This window comes from Solwaraspora sp. WMMA2080 (assembly GCF_027497395.1).
GTDB lineage: Bacteria > Actinomycetota > Actinomycetes > Mycobacteriales > Micromonosporaceae > Micromonospora_E.
In genome coordinates, this window is record NZ_CP114910.1 from 1,799,936 (window position 1) to 1,822,162 (window position 22,227).

General features: G+C 71.5%; 16 protein-coding genes. 11 read left to right on the forward strand and 5 right to left on the reverse strand.

Annotation, left to right across the window (positions count from 1 at the left end):
- Positions 1-424 precede the first annotated feature (424 nt).
- Positions 425-1,591 carry a phosphotransferase gene (locus tag O7543_RS08160; protein WP_281567373.1) on the forward strand — a complete coding sequence of 389 codons (1,167 nt, stop codon included), beginning with the start codon at positions 425-427 and terminating at the stop codon, positions 1,589-1,591.
- Positions 1,592-1,657: 66 nt separating this feature from the next.
- Positions 1,658-5,632: an ATP-dependent RNA helicase HrpA gene (hrpA, locus tag O7543_RS08165; RefSeq protein ID WP_281567374.1), complete on the forward strand. Its 3,975-nt coding sequence runs from the start codon at positions 1,658-1,660 to the stop codon at positions 5,630-5,632.
- Between the two features lie 54 nt (positions 5,633-5,686).
- Here hrpA and O7543_RS08170 read toward each other — a convergent pair whose 3' ends face one another.
- Entirely contained in the window at positions 5,687-6,787 is a 1,101-nt protein-coding gene (locus O7543_RS08170) for a hypothetical protein (RefSeq protein WP_281567375.1), read from the reverse strand.
- Between the two features lie 241 nt (positions 6,788-7,028).
- On the opposite strand from O7543_RS08170, the gene O7543_RS08175 reads away from it, so the two are divergent.
- Positions 7,029-7,544: a GNAT family N-acetyltransferase gene (locus tag O7543_RS08175; protein ID WP_281554392.1), complete on the forward strand. Its 516-nt coding sequence runs from the start codon at positions 7,029-7,031 to the stop codon at positions 7,542-7,544.
- Here the strand turns inward: O7543_RS08175 and O7543_RS08180 are convergent.
- The gene (locus tag O7543_RS08180) at positions 7,520-9,844 is read right to left on the reverse strand and encodes an EAL domain-containing protein (RefSeq protein WP_281567376.1); all 2,325 of its coding nucleotides are present in this window, start codon (positions 9,842-9,844) and stop codon (positions 7,520-7,522) included. The genes O7543_RS08175 and O7543_RS08180 overlap by 25 nt on opposite strands.
- Before the next feature lie 260 nt (positions 9,845-10,104).
- Between O7543_RS08180 and O7543_RS08185 the strand changes: the two genes are divergently transcribed.
- The 3 genes from O7543_RS08185 (at position 10,105) to O7543_RS08195 (ending at position 12,145) form a co-directional block, all read left to right on the forward strand.
- Positions 10,105-11,262 (forward strand): acyltransferase, encoded by a 1,158-nt coding sequence (locus tag O7543_RS08185; RefSeq protein ID WP_281554390.1) that lies wholly within the window; start codon positions 10,105-10,107, stop codon positions 11,260-11,262.
- 45 nt (positions 11,263-11,307) lie between these two features.
- Positions 11,308-11,706: a PaaI family thioesterase gene (locus tag O7543_RS08190; RefSeq protein WP_281554389.1), complete on the forward strand. Its 399-nt coding sequence runs from the start codon at positions 11,308-11,310 to the stop codon at positions 11,704-11,706.
- Between the two features lie 106 nt (positions 11,707-11,812).
- Positions 11,813-12,145: a zinc ribbon domain-containing protein gene (locus O7543_RS08195; RefSeq protein WP_281554388.1), complete on the forward strand. Its 333-nt coding sequence runs from the start codon at positions 11,813-11,815 to the stop codon at positions 12,143-12,145.
- Positions 12,146-12,203: 58 nt separating this feature from the next.
- On the opposite strand, the gene dgt is transcribed toward O7543_RS08195, so the two are convergent.
- Complete coding sequence (gene dgt, locus O7543_RS08200; RefSeq protein ID WP_281554387.1) at positions 12,204-13,784, reverse strand: dGTP triphosphohydrolase; 1,581 nt, start codon at positions 13,782-13,784, stop codon at positions 12,204-12,206.
- A gap of 216 nt (positions 13,785-14,000) precedes the next feature.
- Between dgt and O7543_RS08205 the strand changes: the two genes are divergently transcribed.
- Together O7543_RS08205 and O7543_RS08210 are read left to right on the forward strand one after the other, a co-directional pair.
- Complete coding sequence (locus tag O7543_RS08205) at positions 14,001-14,687, forward strand: GPP34 family phosphoprotein (RefSeq protein WP_281554386.1); 687 nt, start codon at positions 14,001-14,003, stop codon at positions 14,685-14,687.
- Positions 14,688-14,870: 183 nt separating this feature from the next.
- Positions 14,871-17,267 carry a Tex family protein gene (locus O7543_RS08210; protein ID WP_281554385.1) on the forward strand — a complete coding sequence of 799 codons (2,397 nt, stop codon included), beginning with the start codon at positions 14,871-14,873 and terminating at the stop codon, positions 17,265-17,267.
- Positions 17,268-17,322: 55 nt separating this feature from the next.
- Here the strand turns inward: O7543_RS08210 and O7543_RS08215 are convergent, their stop codons facing one another.
- Positions 17,323-18,441, reverse strand: a complete 1,119-nt coding sequence (locus O7543_RS08215; RefSeq protein ID WP_281554384.1) for a hypothetical protein — start codon at positions 18,439-18,441, stop codon at positions 17,323-17,325.
- Between the two features lie 201 nt (positions 18,442-18,642).
- Between O7543_RS08215 and O7543_RS08220 the strand changes: the two genes are divergently transcribed.
- From O7543_RS08220 to O7543_RS08230, 3 genes are all read left to right on the forward strand, one after another.
- Positions 18,643-19,338, forward strand: a complete 696-nt coding sequence (locus tag O7543_RS08220; RefSeq protein WP_281554383.1) for a response regulator transcription factor — start codon at positions 18,643-18,645, stop codon at positions 19,336-19,338.
- The gene (locus tag O7543_RS08225; protein ID WP_281554382.1) at positions 19,331-20,767 is read left to right on the forward strand and encodes a HAMP domain-containing sensor histidine kinase; all 1,437 of its coding nucleotides are present in this window, start codon (positions 19,331-19,333) and stop codon (positions 20,765-20,767) included. The genes O7543_RS08220 and O7543_RS08225 overlap by 8 nt, the downstream gene beginning before the upstream one ends.
- 89 nt (positions 20,768-20,856) lie before the next feature.
- Positions 20,857-21,396 (forward strand): hypothetical protein, encoded by a 540-nt coding sequence (locus O7543_RS08230; RefSeq protein ID WP_281554381.1) that lies wholly within the window; start codon positions 20,857-20,859, stop codon positions 21,394-21,396.
- Positions 21,397-21,557: 161 nt separating this feature from the next.
- On the opposite strand, the gene O7543_RS08235 is transcribed toward O7543_RS08230, so the two are convergent.
- Entirely contained in the window at positions 21,558-22,223 is a 666-nt protein-coding gene (locus O7543_RS08235; RefSeq protein ID WP_281554380.1) for a hypothetical protein, read from the reverse strand.
- Between the last annotated feature and the right edge of the window lie 4 nt (positions 22,224-22,227).

The following is a 22,227-nucleotide window of genomic DNA, read 5'->3' on the forward strand; positions in this document are numbered from 1 at the left end:
TCCGCCACGACGGCCGGTCCAGCGCGGCCGACCGGCCGCATTCCCTGCCCGGGAGGCACCACCGAATGGGCGGGCGACGGAGCACTCCGGGCCATTCCCGACGTCCACACGGGTCCTGACGCATCGATGTGAGGCTGAGATACCTATTCCGCGCCAGATAACGTATCTCAGCCTCACATCGCGGAGCGGCCGGGCGGGGAAGCGGCGGGGGGCGGGAAGCGGGGAGCGGCGGGCAGAAAGCGACGGACAGCGCGCGGGGCAGTCGACGGCAGCGCCGTGGCCGGTTAAGCTCACCGGCAGCGCGTCGGGGATCGCGCCGAGACTCGCCGGAAGGCTCGAAGCCACCCCAGGTCCGAGGTTCGAGCGACGGACGCCGGAGCTCTGAATCCGCCCGTGCGAGTCCGGGCGCAGAGCGAGGTTTCCCGTGAAGACGCTCCCCGACAATCCGCACCTGGACCACCTGCGGCAACAGGCCAAGGAGCTGCTGGCCGGGCTGCGTGACGTCGTTCCGACCACGACCCTGGCCGACGCGCAGGCGGCGCTGGCCGGTCAGTACGGCTTCCGCACCTGGCCGGAGCTCAAGGCCGAGGTCGACCGGATGCACGGGCGGGCCGACACCGCCGACCCGTCGCTTGCCCAGGCGATCGCGGACCGCTTCGACCTGGGCAGCGTCGCCGGCCCGATGCGTTCACTGGCCCGCCCGGACGACATCGGCCGCCGCTGGTCGATCGACACCGACCGAGGGCGTTTCACCGTCCGTACGGTGGACACCTGGCTGCCGACCGTCGACGCCGACACTGACGTCGCCCTGCAGCTGGCCGCCGCAGCGGCCGGTGTGCTGCTGCCGACCCCGGTACGCAGCCGCGACAGCGAGGTCGTCGAGTCCGTCGGTGGGCACCGGTGGCGGGCGTACCAGCATCTGCCGGCCGGACCGCCGCTCGCGGCCCCGGTGAGCGCGGCGGTCGCCGGTGCGGTCGGCGACGTGCTCGCCACGCTGCACGGCCTGGCGTTGCCGGTCGGTCGGGTCAGCCCGTGGCACGCCAGACGGATCGGTCCGGCCAGTTGGGCCGGGCTGGCGGCCACCGCAACCGCTCGGCAGGCGCCCTGGGCCGGGCAACTGGCGGCGGCGGTGCCGGCCCTGGAGGACCTGGCGGCGGTCGGCCGCGACGTGCCGGTGCCGGATCCGGTGCTGACCCACAACACGCTCGGGCCGGCGCAGACCCGGCTCGCTCCCGACGGTCGCCTCGTCGTCGTCGGCTGGGAGCACGCCGGTGGACAGCCGCCGGCCTGGGAGTTGGCGAACGCCCTGCTGGACTGGGCAGTCGCACCGCACGGTCGGGTCGACGCCGTCGGTGCGCGGGCGCTGGTCGACGGCTACCGTCGGCGGGCCGGTGGCGTGCCGACACGGTGCCTGGCCGATTTCCGGGGCGCGGCGACCGGTCTGGTCAACTACGTGTCCGAGCAGGTCGAGGCAGCGTTGGCTGCGCGGACGACCGAGGATCGGCGGTACGCCGAGCGCAGTGTGCGACACGTGCTGTCCCGGCTTCCGACGCGTACGACGTTGGAGAGGCTGCTGAACGCGGTGGCCTGAACCAGGGACAGGTGGCCGGAAACCCGGGCGACCGGGCGAGGGGCGGCGGGTATCGTGGTCAGCGCCATGAACCCGCCCTCCGCCGCGCGCTCCGCCTCTGAACTGCTGAAACTCCTCCCCGAGCTGACTCTTCGTGACGAACGGCGGCTGCACCGACGCCTCGACGGGGTACGCAAGGTCCGGGATCCGCAGGCCCGGCAGGCGGCGCTCGACGAGATCGCCACCGCGGTCGCGTCGGCGCAGCAGGCGGTGCAGCGGCGGCGGGACGCGGTGCCGCAGATCCGCTACCCGGACGGGCTGCCGGTCAGCGAACGCGCCGGCGACATCGCGGCGGCGATCCGCGACCACCAGGTGGTGATCGTGGCCGGCGAGACCGGCTCGGGTAAGACCACCCAGATCCCGAAGATCTGCCTGGAGCTGGGTCGTGGGGTGCGCGGGCTGATCGGGCACACCCAGCCGCGTCGGCTGGCCGCCCGTACCGTCGCCGACCGGATCGCCGACGAGCTCGGCACCACCCTGGGCGACGTGGTCGGCTACAAGGTCCGGTTCAACGATCAGGTCGGCGGCCAGACCCTGGTGAAGTTGATGACCGACGGGATCCTGCTGGCCGAGTTGCAGCACGACAAGATGCTGCGCCAGTACGACACGTTGATCATCGACGAGGCGCACGAACGCAGCCTGAACATCGACTTCATCCTCGGCTACCTCAAACAGCTGCTGCCCCGCCGCCCCGACCTGAAAGTGGTCATCACGTCGGCGACGATCGACCCGCAGCGCTTCGCCGACCATTTCAGCGAGCCGGGCCGGCCACCGGCACCGGTGGTCGAGGTGTCCGGGCGGACCTATCCGGTGGAGGTGCGCTACCGGCCGCTGCTGCGGGAGACCGTCGACCCGGACGACCCCGACGCCACGCCGGGCACCGTCACCCTCGACCAGGTCGACGGGATCGGCGCGGCGGTCGAGGAGCTGGCCGGCGAAGGCCCCGGCGACATCCTGGTCTTCCTCAGCGGCGAACGGGAGATCCGCGACGCCGCCGACGCGTTGGGCAAGCTGGTCGCCAACCGGCCCCGGCTGCGCGACACGGAGATCCTGCCGCTGTACGCCCGGCTGTCCGCCGCCGAGCAGCACCGGATCTTCCAGCCGCACCCGGGCCGGCGGGTGGTGCTGGCCACCAACGTCGCCGAGACGTCGTTGACCGTGCCGGGCATCAAGTACGTCATCGACCCGGGTACGGCGCGGATCTCCCGCTACAGCAACCGGCTCAAGGTGCAGCGGCTGCCGATCGAGCCGGTGTCGCAGGCGTCGGCCAACCAGCGTAAGGGCCGCTGCGGGCGCACCTCGGACGGCATCTGCATCCGGTTGTACGACGAGGCCGACTTCGAGTCGAGACCGGAGTTCACCGATCCGGAGATCCTGCGGACCAACCTGGCCTCGGTGATCCTGCAGATGACGTCGATCGGGCTGGGCGACATCGCCGCGTTCCCGTTCGTCGAGCCGCCGGACCGCCGGCAGATCACCGACGGCGTCGCGCTGCTGCACGAGCTGGGCGCGATCGAGCCGCCGTCGCCGGGCCTGCCGCCCCGGTTGACCCAGGTAGGTCGGCGGCTGGCGCAGCTGCCGGTGGATCCCCGGCTGGGCCGGATGGTGCTCGCGGCCGAGAGTAACGGCTGCGTCGACGAGGTCGCGGTGATCGCCGCCGCGCTGTCCATCCAGGACCCCCGGGAGCGGCCGGCGGAGCAGAAACCCCAGGCCGACCAGGCGCACGCCCGGTTCGCCGACCCGGAGTCCGACTTCGTCGCGCTGCTCAACCTGTGGCGCTACCTGCGGGAGCAGCAGCGGGAACGGTCCGGCAGCGCGTTCCGGCGGATGTGCCGGGCCGAGTTCCTCAACTACCTGCGGGTCCGCGAGTGGCAGGACATCAACAGCCAGATCCGGCAGGTGCTGCGGTCGATGAACGTACCGGTCGACCGGGGCGGTGAGCCGGCCGCGCCGACCGCCGTACACCAGTCGCTGCTGGCCGGTCTGCTGTCGCACGTCGGGGTGAAGGATCCGGCCAAGCCGGAGTACCTGGGCGCCCGGGGAGCCAAGTTCGCGGTCTTCCCTGGCTCGGCGCTGGCCCGCAAGCCGCCCCGCTGGGTGATGGCCGCCGAACTGGTCGAGACGTCCCGGCTGTGGGCGCGTACGGTCGCCAGGATCGAACCCGAGTGGGTCGAGGCGCTCGCCGGCCACCTGGTGAAACGCTCGTACAGCGAACCGCACTGGGAGAAGAAGCAGGCGGCGGTGATGGCCTACGAGAAGGTCACCCTGTACGGCGTACCGCTGATCGCCGGACGCAAGGTCACCTTCGGTCGGGTCGATCCGGTGCTGAGCCGGGAGCTGTTCATCCGGCACGCCCTCGTCGAGGGCGACTGGCACACCCCGCACCGGTTCTTCCACGACAACCGGGCGCTGCTCGACGAGGTCGGCGAGCTGGAGGAACGGGTCCGCCGCCGGGACATCGTGGTCGACGACGAGACCCTGTTCGAGTTCTACGACCAGCGGCTGCCCGCCGAGGTGGTCTCCGGCCGGCACTTCGACTCCTGGTGGAAGAAGACCCGCCGGGACCGGCCCGACCTGCTCACCTTCGACCGGGACATGCTGGTCAACCAGGGCAAGGGCCGCATCGACCCGGCGGACTTCCCCGACGAGTGGCACTCCGACGGGATAGCCCTGCCGCTGACGTACCGGTTCGAGCCCGGCACCGGAACCGACGGGGTGACCGTCGACGTGCCGTTGGCGATGCTCAACCAGGTGTCCGACGACAGCTTCGGCTGGCACGTGCCCGGGCTGCGCGAGGAGCTGGTCGTGGCCCTGATCCGGTCGCTACCGAAGCAACTGCGCCGCAACTTCGTGCCGGTGCCGGACTTCGCCCGCGCGGTGCTGGCCGCGATCACCCCCGGCTCCGAACCGCTGCTGGACGCGCTGGGTCGGGAGCTGCGTCGGCTGACCGGGGTGATGGTGCCGCACGACGCCTGGGACCTGACCAAGGTGCCCCAGCATCTACGGGTCACCTTCCGGGTGGTCGACGAGAACGACAAGCCGCTGGCCGAGGGGAAGGACCTGGCCGCGCTGCGCCGCGAGCTGACCACTGAGGTACGCAAGGTGGTGGCGGCCGCCGCGCCGGACGTGGAACGCCGCGGGTTGCGCGACTGGAGCATCGGCGCGCTGCCGCGCAGCGTCGAGCAGGACCGGGTCGGATACCGGGTCACCGCGTACCCGGGTCTGGTCGACGAGGGGGCGAGCGTCGCGGTCCGGGTGTTCGACAGCGCTGCCGTGCGGGACCGGTCGATGTGGGCCGGCACCCGGCGGCTGCTGCTGCTCACCCTGCCGTCCCCGGCGAAGTTCGTCTCCGGCCGGTTGTCCAACCAGGACAAGCTGGCGTTGAGCCGCAACCCGTACCGCAACGTCGTCGAGCTGCTGGACGACTGCGCCGGGGCGGCGGTGGACCTGCTGATGACGCAGGCGGGCGGTCCGGCCTGGGACGCCGACGGCTTCACCGCGCTGCGCGAGCAGGTCCGCGCCGGGCTGGTCGACGTCACGGTCGAGATCGTTTCCCGGGTACGCCAGGTGCTGGCGGCGGCGTACGCGGTGCAGCAGCGGCTCGGCCGTACCACCGATCTCGCGCTGGTGGCGGCGCTCAGCGACGTCCGCGAGCAGCTCGCCGCCCTGGTCTACCCGGGGTTCGTGACCGCCACCGGGTACGCCCGGCTGGCGGACCTGCCGCGCTATCTGACCGCGATCGAACGCCGGTTGGAGAAGCTGCCGCAGAATCCGCGCCGGGACCGCGACCAACAGGCCAGGATCGACACGGTACGCCGGGAGTACCAGCAGATGCTCGACGGGTTGCCGCCGGCCCGGCACAACACCGAAGCCGCCCGGCGGATCCGCTGGATGATCGAGGAGCTGCGGGTGAACGTGTTCGCCCAGGCGCTGGGTACCCCGTACCCGGTGTCGGAGCAGCGGATCTACCGGGCGATGGACGAGGCCGAGCAGGCCGAGTGAGCCGGTCGGTCCCGCCGCCGGCCGGGTCGGTCCGGTCGGGCTGAGCGGTGCCGGTCAGTTGCGTTGCAGGGTGAGCACGGACAGTCCGGCGACGGCGTCGATGTCGTACCGGTCGGTCGCACCCGCCCAGCCCTGGCCGGTGAAGACCGCACCGGGGGCGATGCCGTCGTGGCTGCGGGTGTCGATGGTGGCGCTGGCCGCCCCGGACCCGAACCGGACCTGGGCCGGGGGCCCATCCGGAGCGTTGATCAGGAACTGGTTGGCGCCGCCGGTCATCCGCACCGGCAGGGTGCCGTCCGGCGCGGGCAGGGACAGCTCGATGCGGGCCGCCCCGCCGACGATGTCCACTCCGCTCAGCTCGGCACCGGTCAGGTCGATCAGGTGTTCCGCGACGCCGCCGGTGAGCCGCAACTGCCAGCGCACCGACGAGTGCAGCTCGATGTCGACGACACCGGGTCCGGACTGGTCGTTCGGCACCAGGTGCAGCTTGATCCGGTTGTCGTCGGCGATCACCCGTGGTTGCACGTCCGCGTCGATCGGGGTCCGGACCCGGTACAGGTCGCCGCCGAGGTCGGCGGCCCGGATGTTGACCGTCGTGGTACCACTGACCAGGTCGAACTCGGCCTGCTGTAGTTCGCCGAGCGGGCCGGTCACCAGGCGTTCGGTGGCGGGTTCCGGATCGACGGCGGCCGGGTCGACCACTGCGGGACCGTCGGCCGGCGGCGGCGAGTCGGCGACCGTGGTGTCCGATGTGGTCCGTAGCGCGTCGACGACGCCGGCCCCGACCAGCGCGGCGAGCACGAACAGTGCCACCAGCCCGGTGACGACCATCGCGAGTCGGCGTGGTCGGCCGTCGGCCGGCCCGGTCATGTCGGGTTCCGGGTCGAAGAACGGGACCGCCGGGGTGACCGGTTCCGGTCGGTCCAGTTCCCGGGCCAGCCACGGCGGCGGCGGCAACAGACGTGGCGACACGGTCACCGGCTCGTCGTCGAGGCGCTGCGGGTGGTGAGCCGGTTCAGGTGGATACCCGGCCGTGGGACCATGCCAGGCAGGACCGGATCGCCGCACCGGACTGGTTTCCCGCGCAGGTGCCGGAGCCTGCACCTCGCCGAGTTCGATCGCGGCTGGTTCGCCCCCCTGTGCCGGTCGCTGCATGGCTGCCCCTCCTCGGCGTTCGCGGGCACGGCGCACCGTTGTGCCCGTACAGCAGTACGCAGCCGGACGTTCGGCGGATCGATGCCGCTGCCGGAAAGTTTCGGATGCCGGCCGCAGCCTGACCTTGGGCTCAGCGGTCACTCATACTCGGTGTCAGGGCTCGCGTCCACCCCCGCCTACCCGCCGCGAGCCCCGGAGGACAGTGATGCGCATTCAGGTCGAAACGAGCATACCACCCGAATTGTCCGAACCGACCTGGCAGTTGTACACCACCGCGTTCGACGAACTCCGGGTCACCGCGGTCCAACGGCACGTGATGGACCGGGTCGAGTTCGACCAGGTGCTGAGCGACGCCCGGGTGCTGAAGTATCTGGGGCGCGACGACCGGTCCCCCGATCTGCTTACCGCGCTCGCCACCTTCACCAACGAGCTGGATTCGATGCCGCTGATCTCCCCGGACTACTTCGCCCACCGCTGGCCGGACCTGTACGCGCAACGCCGGATCTGGTACATCGGCTTCTTCGCCGTCCATCCGCAGTACCGCGGCAGCGGCATCTTCGAATCGGTGATCGCCGACATGTGGCAACGCGTGCAGGACAGCGACGGTGTCGCGGCGTTGGACATCTGCCGCCGCAACGACCAGATCGGGCTCGGCCGGGCCATCCATCAGACCCTGGGGACGTTGACCGAGGGAGCGCGGGCGACCCGGCTGGACGAGCAGACGTACTGGCTCTACGAGTTGCCGCCGCGCCCCTGAACCTGCCTGGCAGCCGGCACCACCGGCCCGTCCACCGGGTCGGCGGGTCGGCTCGCCCACCGTCGGGCGAACTCAGCCGGGCCGACCGGCTCTCCCCAGAGCCTGCCCTGCCCGAACAGCACGCCGAGGACGGCCAGCACGCCCTGCTGCAGCGGGGTCTCCACCCCCTCGGCGACCACGGTCAGGTGCAGGGCGCTGCTCATCGCCACCACCGCCCGGACGATCTCCTCGTCCTTGGCGCTCTGGCCGAGGCCGGCGACGAACGCCCGGTCCACCTTGACCCCGGTGACCGGATGCTTGCGTAGATAGCCCAACGCGGAGAACCCGGTGCCGAAGTCGTCGACGACGATCCGGATCCCCCGCTGCCGCAGGTCAGCCAGCACCTGGCCGGTGACGCTGGTCGGGTCGATCATCACCGACTCGGTGATCTCCAGGACGACGGCGGAGGCCGGCACCCGGTGCCGGTCGAGCGCATCGTCCAACGCCCGGATCAGACCCGGGTCACGCAACTGGCGGGGCGACACGTTGACCGACATCCAGAAGTCTGCCGTCACCGTGCCGTCCGCCCGCCACTGCGCCAGCTGCCGCAACGACCGGTCGAGCACCCAGCGTCCGATCGGACCGATCAGCCCGGTGTCCTCGGCGATCGGGATGAACACCGCCGGTGAGATGCTGCCCCGGCCCGGATGCTCCCAGCGCAGCAACGCCTCGGCACCGATCAGGCTGCCGCTTTCCAGGTCGACGATCGGTTGGTAGGCGATCCGCAGATCGTCCTCGCTGAGGGCGATCCGCAGGGCCTGTTCGATTTCCACCCGCTCGCGGACCCGCTCGTGCATCGACGCGTCGAACATCACCCAGCGGCCGCGACCGTCGGCCTTCGCCTGGTACATGGCCGTGTCGGCGTCGCGCAGCAACGCGTCGGCGGTCACCGGCGGATCGTTGCCCGCGCCACCGTCGTCGAGGTGGGTCCCGGCGATCCCGACCGAGGCGGTGATCACCGCCTCGACCTGCCTGATCCGCAGCGGTTCGTGCACACAGTCGATGATCCGGTCGGCCAGCGCCACGGCCTGCGCGCGGCTTCCCAGCTGGACCACGACGAACTCGTCCCCACCGACCCGGGCGACCGTCGCCGCAGCCGGCAGCGCCGCCCGCAGTCGGGCCGCCACCTGGGCGATCAGCTGATCACCCGCGTGGTGCCCCCACGAGTCGTTGACCAGTTTGAACCCGTCGAGGTCGAGGAAGAACACCCAGACCCCGGCGTCCGCTGGCCGCCGACCGGCGGTGAGCAACCGGCGCACCTCGGCGGCGAGCATCAACCGGTTCGGCAGGCCGGTCAGTGGGTCGTGGGTGGCGCGGTGCTCGTAGCGGCGTTGCGCGGCAGCGTACCCCTGGACGGCGGAGACCGCCCGCATCATCAGCAGCACCACCATGGCAGCACCGCCCACGCCGAGCACCAGCCGGTCGGCCGTCGATCGCCCGGAGACGAAGACGGTGAGCACGAACGGCGCGGCCAGCGCCGGGCCGATCAGCAGCAGCCGCTGCCACGACCAGGCCTGCACCGGCAGCCGGGCCGCCTGACCGAGGTCGACCACGGAGGGGTGCAGGGCGGCGGCGCCGATCAGCAGGAAGCCGAGCATGAAGGGCAGATCCAGCAGCCGGGATCCGGTGAGCTGACCGGAGACTCCGATGATGGCGTACAGCACGTCGCCGACCACCAGCAGACTCATGGAGGCGACCAGCAGCAGGTAGCTCGGCCGCCGAACGGCGGTGGTGAAGGCCAGGCTGACCAGCAGCAGGATCAGGATCACGTCGAAGATCGGATACAGCGCGGCGAGGGCGGAGACCAGGGCCGGCCGGTCGGTGATGCTGCCCGCCGGCACCGCCAGCAGCAGTACGGAGCACAGCGCCGCACCGATGAAGACGATCAGACCGTCGATCACCGCGTGTGACGGCAGCCGGCCCCGGGTGCGCAGCAGCCCGGCCAGGCCGAGCAGCATGAACAGGTAACCCGGCACGGTGGCGGCGTCGGCGGCCAATGCGTACGGCCCGTCCTGCTCGACCGCCCACGGCCGGGCCAGCGCCCCGGTGAGGAAGCACACGCAGGCGACAGCGAGCAGCCACCAGGCCCAGCGGGGCTGGGCCCGGTGCCAACGGGGGCCCAGGGTCACGGCGAGCGCGCCACCGACCCCGGCGACGGTGAAGGCCGGTCCGGCGATCATCGGCGTGTCGAACGCCGCGTAGAGCACGGCGGCGACAACGCCGAAGGCCAGGAACACCAGTGCCGGCAACGATGACGACAAGGCTTGTCCCGTCCCCGGCGCCGCGGGTCGCGTCACGATGGCCCCTGCGCACATGTCATTCACCGGCTGATTCGTCGAACAGGCCGACACCTTACCAAGGTGACGGGGCGGTCAGCCTGGTCAGGCCGGGCCCGCCACGGTGGGGCCGATCGGTCGCGGCTGATGGTCGCTGCCGCACCGCCGACCAATCGTCCGTTTGGCGTATGGCTCGGTCGGATATCGCCGGTTTGACGTGCGAAGTCGGTGGATATGTTGACCCGGTGCCTGCCACCCCTCCCTCGCCGGGCCGGCTGCCGTCGCTGACCGGGCTGCGGTTCGCCGCTGCGCTACTGGTCTTCGGCGTGCACGCCTACTCGTTCATCCCGTTGGCTGACCCGCCGGCCGACCGGGTCGCCGGCATCCTGTTCAACGGCGGTGACCTGGGCGTTTCGTTCTTCTTTGTGCTGTCCGGTTTCGTCCTCACCTGGTCGGTCCGCCCCGGCTACCGGCCGGGTCGGTTCTGGTGGGGACGCCTGGCGCGGGTCTACCCGGCGCATCTGGTCGCCCTGGTGCCGGCCGTCGTCGGCCTGATGCTGACAGCACGACTGCCGGACATCTGGCCGCGGCTGCTGGCCTTCTCAGCACCGCTGGTCCAGGCCTGGCATCCGTCGGACGTGTACTACCTGGGGATCAACCCGGTCACCTGGTCGCTGTCCTGCGAAATGGCGTTCTACCTGGCGTTCCCCCTGTTGTACGCGGGACTGCGCCGGCTCGGCACGACGGCGCTGCGGGTCGCCGCCGTCGCCCTGCCGGCCGCCGTCTGGCTGATGCCGGTGGTGGCCGACCTGCTGATCGCGGCGGAACACCGCCGCTGGTTCGTCTACATCTTCCCGCCGGTACGGATGTTGGAGTTCCTGCTCGGCATCGTGCTGGCGCTGCTGGTGCGGCGGGGCGCCTGGCGGGGTCCGGGACTGCGGGTGGCCACCGCTCTGTGGGTGGTGAACTATCTCGCCGTCGAGTGGCTGCCGGCGCAGGCCCGCGACACCGCAGCGACGATCGTGACGATCGGTCTGCTGGTCCCGGCGGCGGCACTGGCCGACCTGCACGGCCGGCGGTCCTGGTGGCGCCACCGGGTCGCGGTCCACCTGGGCGAGGTGTCATACGCGTTCTTCCTGCTTCATCTCGTGGTGATCGTGACCGTGATGCACCTCGTCGGCCGGGACCGGGAGTGGGCCACCGGGCAGGCGGTCGGGTTGACGCTGGCGTTCCTGGTCGGGTCCTACCTGTTGGCGGTGCCGCTACACCGGTGGGTCGAGCTGCCGGCGATGCGTCGACTCAGGCCGACTCCGCCGGCAACTCCGCCCGGACCACCCGAACCGCCGACGCGGGACCGGCGGCAGACCGGGCCGGATCCCCGGCGGGACGCTCTCACCGGTTGACTACGCTCGCCGACGGGGCGGCACCGCCCTCCGACGGGAGGCACCATGGACAGGCGAGTTGGTGGGTTCGACGCACAGCTCGGCGTACGGGCCGAAGAGATCTCCGCGGAGCGGGTGGAGCTGCGGCTGCCGGTGACCCCGGCGCTGCACCAACCGTTCGGGATCGTGCACGGCGGGGCGTACTGCGCGCTGGTGGAGAGCGCGGCGAGCATCGGCGCGGCGACCTGGCTCGGTGACGAGGGCCGGGTGGTGGGGGTGGCCAATCAGACCGACTTCCTGAAGGCGGTCTCCGGCGGGGAACTGATCGCCGTCGGTACTGCGGTCCACCGCGGCTACAGCCAACAGCTGTGGCAGGTTCATATCACCGACGGTGACGGACAACTGGTCGCCCGGGGTCAGGTGCGGCTGCAGAACCTCCGGCCGGGAGGCGGCCGCCGCTCCTGACGCCGTCGGTGGCCCGCCCGATGCGCGACAGCCCGCCCATTGCTGCGGCGATCCGGCGAACCGGACAGCTCTCCGGTCCGTACACACTGGCAGGAGGCGATGAGACATGGGCATCATGGTCAACCCTGCACGCCGTGATACGACCGGTTCCGACCTCTACATCCTGCGCGGTCTGCTGTGGTGCGGTGACCGCCTGTTGATTCCGGCCAGCACCGACGACGGCACCCGCCACTATGCCTGCCCCGACACGGAATGTGACCGTTCCCTGATCAACGCCGAGGAGATCGAACAGCAAGTGTGGCAGCGGTACGTACAGCTGAACGCCGACGCCGCCGACGTGGTCAGTCGCGACCAGCGGCGGGCGGCGCTGGTCGGCGTACTGGCCCGGGTCACCGTCGGCACCAGCCTGGTGGGGCTGGACTACGGCTGGCGGGACTGACCGCCGCCAGGACCGGCACTCACCACCCGAACGGGCCGGTCACCGCACGAACGCTTGCTCACAGCACGAACGCGTCGGTCCACAGCTGCCCGGACCGGCCGGTCAACGCGCCCAGCAACGCGACCGCCTGGCCGTCGGTGAGTGAGGCAACGTAGTCGACGATCGCCCGACCCTGAGCGGCGGCGACCAGGCTGCCGCCCGGGGCGCCGCTCACCCCGGGGACGGCACCGGTGCCGGTGGTCGCCGCCAGCTCCGCCTCGGCCAGCTCGACCAGGTCGTGCAGTCGGCGGGGCAGCCGCCCCTGCTCGTCCGGGTCGGTCACCCAGGCGTGCAGCGCGTCGACCAGGGTGGCCAGCAGATCGGCCTGACCGCGCTGATGCAGCGCCAGGTCCGGCCGGGCGAGGACGAACCGGTGGTGCACGAACTTGAGCACCTGCACCTCGTGCCACTGGGCGGTCGCCAGCAGCACGTGGCCGGAGCGTACCGGCGGGTTGGCAGTGACGCCGATCGCGCCGACCAGTCGCCGGGTCCACCGCGCGGAGAACGTGCTGATGCTTCCCTCCGCTTCGATCGACCCGTCGAACGGCACCATCAGCAGGCCGTCCACCAGCTCCTGACGGACGTGTTCGACGGCGGCGGCGAACGCCTCGTCGGAGGCGATCCAACTGTCCTTGCGGTGCAGCTGGCGGCGGAGCCGCTCGATGGACCGGCCGGGGCGGTGCGCGCTGGCGGCGATCTCCGCGTCGGTGAACTCCCGCAGCTCGGCGGCGGAGCGCTGCCAGGTGACGAGTTCACCGGCGACCGGGCCCTGCTGCAGTACGCCGACCCGGTGGAAGTCCTCCACGTCGTGGATGGCGTACGCGATGTCGTCGGCGGTGTCCATTATCGAGGCTTCGACGGTCTGTTGCCACGGATCGAGCACCCCGGCGAACGGCGCCCGGGCCTGCCGCAGGTCGGCCGCCTCGGTGGTGTAGGCGCCGAACTTGACCGACCCGACCGCCGGATCGTCGGGCGCGACCGCGGCGCCACGGGGCGCCGGGCGCAGCAGGCTCGGATGCGGCTGCGGATAGGTGCGCCGGGTCCACGGGTACTTGAGCATGGCGGCCCGCACCGCTGCGGTCAGGTCCAGACCGACGGCCGCCTCGCCCCGGATCTCGGTGCTGGTCACGATCCGGTAGGACTGCGCGTTTCCCTCGAAACCGTCCGGCAGACCGAGCCGGTGCCGGGTCACCCGGTCCAACACCCGTTCACCAAGGTGCCCGAACGGCGGGTGGCCCAGGTCGTGGGCGAGCGCTGCCGCCTCGACCACGTCCGGGTCGCAGCCGCCGAGCTCGTCGAGCAGGGTCCGGTACCGCTCGTCGGCGGCCAGTCGCTCGGCGACGGCCCGGCCCACCTGGGCCACCTTGAGGCTGTGGGTGAGCCGGTTGTGCACCAGCAGGCCGGAGCCGCCCGGGCTGATCACCTGGGTCACGCCGCCCAGCCGGGCAAAGAACGGTGAGGAGACGATCCGGTCGCGGTCGGCCCGGAACGGACTCGCCGCCAGATCGCTGGCGGCGGCGGCCCGTCGGCCGAACAGGCGGCGGGCGCGGAGGTCCCCGGCCGGCTCGGTGGCCGACCGGACTGCTGGTGCCGGGTCCACCAGCAGACGCTAACCCGGTGCCGGTGCCGTACCTGGTCCGGGGTGGCATTTCGGCGCTGTCGAAGGACCATTCACCGGTCTCCAACAAAGGAATGGCTTGAGCTGATTGGTCCGGCGTCGTAAGGTTCCGCTTCAGCAAGGTCAACCATCCTTGCCGGGCCGCGCCCGCGGCCCTGCTCGGCTCGCGCACCAGAAACCGCCGCAGGGGACGACTCGATGCGCCGTGCTCGAACTCCGACGGAGTTGACGCTGACCGAGGAGTTCTTCCTGGTTGCGCTCGACGACAGCACCGGCCGGCCGATGGTCGGCCGGGATCTGCTCGGTGCCGGGCTCGCCGGCACCGCGATCGCCACGCTGATCCTCGCCGGTCGTGCCGAGGTCCGCGACGGCCTGCTGGTGCCGGTCGACGGGCAGCCGCTCGGTGACCCGGTCGCCGACCCGCTGCTGGCCGAACTGCGGCTGGAACAGCGCCAACCGGTGCCGGACTGGATCGCCCTGATGCGACCAGGGCTGCCCGGGGTGGTCGCCGAGGATCTGGAGACCCTCGGCGTGCTGCGCACCGAACAGGTCCGCCATCCGGTGACCCGCCGCATGACGACCCGGTTCCCGGCGATGGATCCGGTCCGCGCGGTCGGCCCCCGGGTCCGGCTCGGGCACGCCCTCGGCCGGGTCGTCGCGGTGGACGCCCGGACCGCCGCGCTGGCCCAGATCGTCCGTGCCACCGGCACCGAAGGCTGGTTCGTGACTATGTACGGGGCGACGGTGCGTCGACAACTGACGGCTATCGCGAGCCGGCTCGATCCGCAGCTGACGGCGGTGGTCGACGCGATCAACCACCCGGTGCCACGGTCCCGGCTGGCGGTACGGCTGTGGCCGCAGCGGGACACGTCGATCGCCTGGTGACCTGCGCCGCGGACCGGGTCGCGTGGTGGCGCGACACCGACGGTCGATAGCCGGCAGAATGCTTCCCGGACCACCCACCGTGGTCCCCGGCACCGGCCGCACGACGGGTGCCGGGCCACAGGCATCGGGCCGGACGGGAGCACCCCCGCCCGGCAGCCGGGGAGTTGGAGCGGGGCACGCGACGTGACCACAGGGATTGATCAGCGGATCGCCGAAGAACTGGGAGTACGGGCCGGGCAGGTGGCGTCCGCCGTCGAACTGCTCGATGGCGGCGCGACGGTGCCGTTCATCGCCCGGTACCGCAAGGAAGCCACCGGGATGCTCGACGACGCCCAGCTGCGTACCCTCGAGGAGCGGCTGCGCTACCTGCGCGAGCTGGACGAGCGCCGCGACGCGATCCTGGAGTCGATCCGCAGCCAGGGCAAGCTCGACGAGGCGCTGACCGCGCAGATCATGGCGGCCGACTCGAAGGCCCGGCTGGAGGACATCTACCTGCCGTACAAGCCGAAACGGCGGACCAAGGCGCAGATTGCCCGCGAGGCAGGCCTGGAGCCGCTCGCGGATCTGCTGCTCGGCGATCCGGGTCAGGACCCGCGGACCGCGGCCGCCGGCTACGTCGACGCCGACAAGGGTGTGGCCGACGCGGCGGCGGCGCTCGACGGCGCGCGGGCGATCCTCGTGGAACGCTTCGCCGAGGACGCCGACCTGATTGGTGGGCTGCGGGAGCGGATGTGGTCGCGGGGCCGGCTCACCGCCCGGGTACGCGAGGGACGCCAGACCGAGGGGGCCAAGTTCGCCGACTACTTCGACTTCGCCGAACCGTTCACCAAGCTGCCGTCGCACCGGGTGCTGGCCATGTTCCGGGGTGAGAAGGAGCAGGTCCTCGACCTGACCATGGAGCCGGAGGAGGTGCCGGCCGACGCGGTCGCCGGGCCGAGCAGCTACGAGCCGATCATCGCCGGCCGCTTCGGCGTCAGCGACCAGGGTCGGCCCGCGGACAAGTGGCTGGCCGACACGGTCCGCTGGGCGTGGCGTACCCGGATCCTGATCCACCTCGGCGCTGACCTGCGGATGCGGCTGTGGCAGGCGGCCGAGGACGAGGCGGTCCGGGTGTTCGCGGCCAACCTGCGGGACCTGCTGCTGGCCGCGCCGGCCGGCAGCCGGGCCACGATGGGTCTGGACCCGGGCGTACGCACCGGGGTGAAGGTGGCCGTCGTCGACGCCACCGGCAAGGTGGTGGCCACCGAGACGGTATACCCGCACGAGCCGCGCCGGCAGTGGGACGCCTCCATCGACACGCTGGCAAAGTTGGCCGCCGCGCACCGGGTGGACCTGGTGGCGATCGGCAACGGCACCGCGTCGCGGGAGACCGACAAGCTGGTCGCCGACCTGATGGCTCGGCACCCCGAATTGCAGCTGACCAAGGTGATGGTCTCCGAGGCCGGCGCGTCGGTCTACTCGGCTTCGGCGTACGCCTCCCAGGAGCTGCCGGACCTCGACGTGTCGTTGCGGGGCGCGGTCTCCATCGCCCGCCGGCTGCAGGACCCGCTCGCCGAGCTGGTCAAGATCGACCCTCGGTCGATCGGCGTCGGGCAGTACCAGCATGACATCTCCGAGACGAAGCTGTCCCGGTCACTCGACGCGGTGGTCGAGGACTGCGTCAACGGGGTCGGGGTGGACGTGAACACCGCGTCGGCACCGCTGCTGACCCGGGTCTCCGGCATCGGTGCCGGGCTGGCCGAGAACATCGTGCTGCACCGCGACGCGCACGGGCCGTTCCGGTCCCGGGAGGCGCTGCGGACCGTGGCCCGGCTGGGGCCGAAGGCGTTCGAACAGTGTGCCGGCTTCCTGCGCATCCGCGACGGCGACGACCCGCTCGATTCGTCCAGTGTGCACCCGGAAGCCTACCCGGTGGTCCGTCGGATCCTCACCGAGACCGGCAGCGACCTGCGGACGTTGATCGGCGACACGAAGTCGTTGCGCCGGATCAGGCCGGAGAAGTTCGTTGACGCCGTGTTCGGTCTGCCGACGGTCACCGACATCCTCGCCGAGTTGGAGAAGCCGGGCCGCGACCCGCGTCCGGCGTTCCGTACCGCCACCTTCGCCGACGGCGTGGAGACCCTCGCCGACCTGCGGCCCGGCATGGTCCTGGAGGGCGCGGTGACCAATGTGGCCGCGTTCGGCGCGTTCGTGGACGTCGGGGTGCATCAGGACGGTCTGGTGCACGTGTCGGCGATGTCGAAGACCTTCGTCAAGGATCCCCGCGACGTGGCCAAGCCCGGTGACATCGTCCGGGTGAAGGTGCTCGACGTGGACGTCGCCCGCAAACGTATCTCGTTGACGCTGCGGCTGGACGACGAGCCGGGTGCCGGGCGAGCGCCGGGGCAACGAAACGGTGCGGACGGTGGCCGGGGCGGCCCCGGCCGGGGCGGGCAGCCCCGGCAGCAGAGTCGCGACGGCAAGGGCGGCCGCGGTGACCGGGATGGCCGCGGCGGCAGGGACGGTCGGGGCGGGCAGCGCGGCGGGGGCCAGCCCGAGGGTGCGCTCGCCGACGCGCTGCGCCGGGCGGGTCTAGCCTGACCGGTCGGTCTGTACGCGAGGGGTCGGGACGGTTGCCGTCCCGACCCCTCACCGGTCAGGTGCTCGACGAATAGGTGAGGAAGAAGTTGTTCGGTGCCTGCGAACCTCCGGCGTTGAAGCAGATCACGTTGCGAACCAGCGCCGTGTTGGCGGACAGCACCCACGGTGTCTGCAGGTTGCAGTAGTCCGGGCTGGTGCCGAGCGCGGTGACCTGCACGGTGCTCGCCGGGACACCCACCGACGGCAGTGTCACCAGGTACTGCCCGACGCCGGAGACCGCGATGCTGTTGGCCCCACCGGCGGAGTTGAAGTTGGTCGACCCGCCGAAGGGCGAACTCAGCAGGTAGGCGAACCGGGTCGGCGGCACCGAGCCGAAGATCGGCCGCTCCCGGTGGTAGGTCAGGTTGAAGTAGCTGTCGATGAACGACCCGGCTGGGTCGAAGCAGAACACGTACGCCAGGATCGCGCCGCCGCTGGGGGACCACTGGGCGATCTTGCACCGCCGAGGACCGAACGGGTGCTCGGCGGTGGCCTGCAGGTTGCCGTCCAGCAGGGCGGTGCCGAGTCCGTTGAGCTTCACCTCGTAGAAGCCGGTGCCGAGCTGGGTGACCGTGTTGCCGGCACCCATCGAGTTGTAGGACGACAGCATCGCCCCGGCCGGGTTCGCCCTGACGTAGCCGAACGCGTCCGACCCCGGCGGCAGCATCCCGGAGGCGGAGGTGTAGTCGACGACGAACCGGGCGTTGTCCGGTACGCCACCGGGCCGGTAGCACTGCACGATCACCATGTGGTCAGGTCCGGCGGGGGCGTTCGAGACCACCTGGCACCATCGTGGTGCGTTGTCGACCGTGGTGACGTGAACGACACCGTTGGGTGAGGCAGCCAGCGGGAACCGCACCTGGTAGCGCCCGACACCGACCTGGTCGACGGTCGCCCAGAGCGCGGGTGCGGTGGCCTTCCAGCTGCCCCACTGCCGGGTGGTGTCGAGGATGGTGCCGGGTGCCGGGGTCGGCGTGTGCAGGTAGGCGAAACCCCAGCGGTCAGCGACGGCCGCCTGAGCCGGCGCGGCGGCTCCTACCACGGCGGCGGTGGCGGTCAGTAGCCCGGTGGCGAGCAGGGCGATGCCACGGCGGACCAAGCCGCGGCCGTTGTCGGATCCAGTGCGGACAGACACCGGTCCACCTCCATTCACAAGGAGCGATATCTAGCCAACCTAATGAACACACCACGTGCCCGTACAGTTATTGACCGTGATCTGATTTGATGCGGCATCCGGTCCGGCTCACAATCCGGGAATCACCCGCCAGCAGCGACTTTTACCTGATCCGTACCGGAAACTGATGCGGTCGTTTACCGGTCACGTCAAGATGGGCGGGTGACCGCAGCACCGCAACCAGACCGGGGACTGGTGCTCGTCGTCGAGGACGAACAGCCGATCGCCGACCTGATCCGGCTCTACCTCACCCGCGACGGGTTCGGCGTACACGTGTGCGCCGACGGTGACAGCGGGCTGGCCGCCGCCCGACGGCTGCGCCCGGTGCTGGCCGTGCTGGACATCGCGCTGCCCGGCATCACCGGCACCGAGATCTGCCAGCGGCTGCGCGCCGACGACGACTGGACCCCGGTCATCTTCCTCACCGCCCGCGACGACGAGATCGACCGGGTCGTCGGCCTCGAGCTGGGCGCCGACGACTACGTCACCAAACCGTTCAGCCCTCGCGAACTGGTCGCCCGGGTGCGGGCCATCCGCCGCCGCAGCCTCGGCCCGCCCGGCGGTCGACCGGTCCGTACCGTCGGTGGCGTCACCCTCGATCCGGCCCGGCGCACCGTCACCGCCGACTCCCACCCGGTCGTCCTCACCTCCACCGAGTTCGACCTGCTGGACCACCTGATGCGACGGCCCGGACGGGTCTACACCCGGGAGGAGCTGCTCTCCGCCGTCTGGGGTTACGCCGCCCAAGCCGGCACCCGCACCGTCGACGTGCACGTCGCCCAGGTCCGGGCCAAGCTCGGCACCGCCGCCACCGTGATCCGCACGGTACGCGGCGTCGGCTACACCGCCGATGGTTGAGCCGGAACAGACCTGGCAGCGGTCCGGCTGGCGCCAGCTCACCGGCACAATCACCGCCCGTACCGTCGGGGTCGCCTGCGCGGTCGCCCTACTGTCGGTGCTGGTCACCGCAGCGGTCGCCATCCCGCTCGGGGTCCGGGGCACGGAACGCGGCGCCCGCGCCTCGCTGGCCGCCAAGGCCGACCTGGTCGCGGCGGCCGTCACCGACGCCCCGACCGGCACGCGGACGGCTCTCGCCGGCCGGCTGACCGGCGAACTCACCGACCAGGGCATCGAAGTGCTGCTCGTCCGGCCAGGCGAGACGGTGCCTCGGCAGCTGCCCGGCCAGGTGGTCCGCCGGCTCGCCACCGGTGCGCCGGTGACCAGCCGCCGGCCGGCCCGCGTCGACGGCCAGCCGACCCTGATCGAAGGACGGCCCACCGGCGACGGCACGGCGGTGGTGCTGCTCCAGCCGGTACGACCAGGAGTCGGCCGGCTGGTCTGGAGCAACCTGTGGCTGGCGTTGGCCGCCGGGCTCACCGCCGGCCTGATCGCCGGGGTGCTGCTCGCCGCCCGGCTGTCCCGGCCGATCCGGGCCGCCGCACACGCGGCGCAGCGGCTGCGCGCTGGGGACCGCACCATCCGGGTACCGCTGGATCCGCCCGTCGAGGCCGAGCAGTTGGCCCGCGCGCTCAACGACCTCGCCGCCGCGCTCGCCGTCAGCGAGGCACGGCAACGGGACTTCCTGCTGTCCATCTCGCACGAGCTGCGCACCCCGCTGACCACCCTGCGCGGGTACGCCGAGGCGATCGCCGACGGGGTGGTGGACCCCGACGGAGCCGTGCGTACCGGGCAGATCATGCTCGGTGAGGCGCAGCGGCTGGACCGCCTGGTCGGCGACCTGCTGGCGCTGGCCCGGCTGGAGGCCTCCGACTTCGCCCTGGAACTGGTCGACGTCGACCTCGGCGCGCTGCTCACCGACGCCGTCGATGCCTGGCGGCCCCGGTTCACCGGCAACGGGGTGACGGTCGACCTGACCCCACCGGCCGCGCCGGTGACCGTCCACACCGACCCGGGGCGGCTCCGGCAGGTCGTCGACATCCTGCTGGACAACGCGCTGCGGGTGGTGCCGGCCGGCGGCACCGTGCGGCTCGGCGTACCGCCGGAACCGGCGACCGGGCAGGCTGGATCCGCCGCCGGGCAGCCGGACTTCGTCGCGGTGCAGGTGCACGACGACGGCCCGGGGTTCACCGACGACGACCTCGCGGTGATCTTCGAACGCGGTGCGCTGCACCGCCGCTACCGGGGCGGACGGTCGGTCGGCACCGGGATCGGGCTGGCCCTGGCCGCCGGGCTGGCCCACCGTCTGGGCGGGCGGATCAGAGCCGGCCACTCCCCCGGCGGCGGTGCCGTGTTCACCGTACGGTTGCCGCGCAGGACGGCCCGGTAGCTCGGCTGCCTCCGTCGGACCGACGGCGCCTTACCTGATCCGAACATCGACCTGACGGTGGCTTCGTGTCGGTGGCCGATGCTGACCACATGAGAAGTTCAGTTGGCACGAAGGCATTCACCGGTGCTGCGGCGGGGGCGGTCGCGATCCTGGCCCTCACCGGCTGCGGGTCCGGCGGCTCCCACACCGCTGCGGATCCACTCCCGGTCGCCGCGGTCGACACCGTCGACTACAGCGACTTCGGTCTCTCCAGCGACGACCGGCCCGGCTGGTGGGACGGCCGCCGTGGCCCGTGGGGGCGACCCGGCCCACGCGTCGGCTGGCTACGCGGCCTCGGGGCGGGCGGTGCCGGTCTGCACGGCGAGATGACCGTACAGACCGACGGCGGGCCGCGCACGCTCGTCGTGCAGCGCGGCACGGTCGACTCCATCGACGGCAGCACGATCAGCGTCGAGTCGGCGGACGGCTTCGTCCTCGACTGGACCTGCGCCGACGAGTGCCGGGTGATCGACGACGGCGACGAGGTCAAGCTGTCCAGTCTCGACGTCGATGCCGAGGTCGGCGTCCGCGGACTCCGTGACGGCGAGGAACTGCTCGCCCGGATCGTGCTGCGACCCGAGACGGACTGACCCGCACGTCGCAGTGACCTGTAGTGACCCGTAGTGACCCGCACCGCCGGGCACGCGGCCCGCGCGGTGGACTCCGGTCCCACGACAGCCGCGTGGGCCGCGGTCGATCCGGGCGTCGAGTGCCTTGCCGCGCCGGTCCGGCACCCGGATCGCCGACCCTCCTACAGCGTGATCTGCCAATTCTGCTGCAGGAACTGACGCAGCGCCGCGACGCCCGGTTCCACCGCCGCCCGATACGCTCCGGACCTCGCTTCCAGAACGTTCCGAATTTCCTCGTCGTCCAGCACATCTACGCCATTGGTCAGACTCGTGACCTCGTACAGGTAGACGTTTCCGTTTTCGGTCTTACCGTGCAGGACATGCCCGTGCTCGTGCCAGATCACCGCTGAACGGTAGGCCATGGTACCGTCGAAGACCGCTTCCTGGATCACCAGCGTGTCGAGCGCGACGGTGCCGATGATCCCGTCCCAGGCCACATCGTCCTCGACGTACTTGCGGACCTCCGGTGCGGCCATCTGCTTCTTCACCCAGTTCACCTGGATCGCCGACTTCAGACAGATGGCCGGGTTCTCGGCCGTGCCGACGGACATCGACTGCGGAACGACGACGACGTTCACGCCGTCGGCGACCTGCGCCAAAATGGCGCTTGCCTGCTGCAGCATGGCATCGCTGATCATGTGCCGTACTCCTGTCTCGACGGATGTGGAGATTGCGGTCAGCCCACGGCGATCACTCACCCGTCGCATGTCGGAGAGGGCGCGCTGAGCAAACAGACCGGACAGACTCGAATAGCGGTCGCCCGAATGCCGGGAGAACTTCGAATCCATTTCG

Bases quoted from the DNA above. Each gene is read 5' to 3' on its own strand.
- hrpA (WP_281567374.1), top strand. From the start codon at position 1,658: ATGAACCCGCCCTCCGCCGCGCGCTCCGCCTCTGAACTGCTGAAACTC.
- O7543_RS08170 (WP_281567375.1), bottom strand. From the start codon at position 6,787: ATGCAGCGACCGGCACAGGGGGGCGAACCAGCCGCGATCGAACTCGGC.
- O7543_RS08190 (WP_281554389.1), top strand. From the start codon at position 11,308: ATGGACAGGCGAGTTGGTGGGTTCGACGCACAGCTCGGCGTACGGGCC.
- O7543_RS08195 (WP_281554388.1), top strand. From the start codon at position 11,813: ATGGGCATCATGGTCAACCCTGCACGCCGTGATACGACCGGTTCCGAC.
- O7543_RS08205 (WP_281554386.1), top strand. From the start codon at position 14,001: ATGCGCCGTGCTCGAACTCCGACGGAGTTGACGCTGACCGAGGAGTTC.
- O7543_RS08225 (WP_281554382.1), top strand. From the start codon at position 19,331: ATGGTTGAGCCGGAACAGACCTGGCAGCGGTCCGGCTGGCGCCAGCTC.
- O7543_RS08230 (WP_281554381.1), top strand. From the start codon at position 20,857: ATGAGAAGTTCAGTTGGCACGAAGGCATTCACCGGTGCTGCGGCGGGG.
- O7543_RS08235 (WP_281554380.1), bottom strand. From the start codon at position 22,223: ATGGATTCGAAGTTCTCCCGGCATTCGGGCGACCGCTATTCGAGTCTG.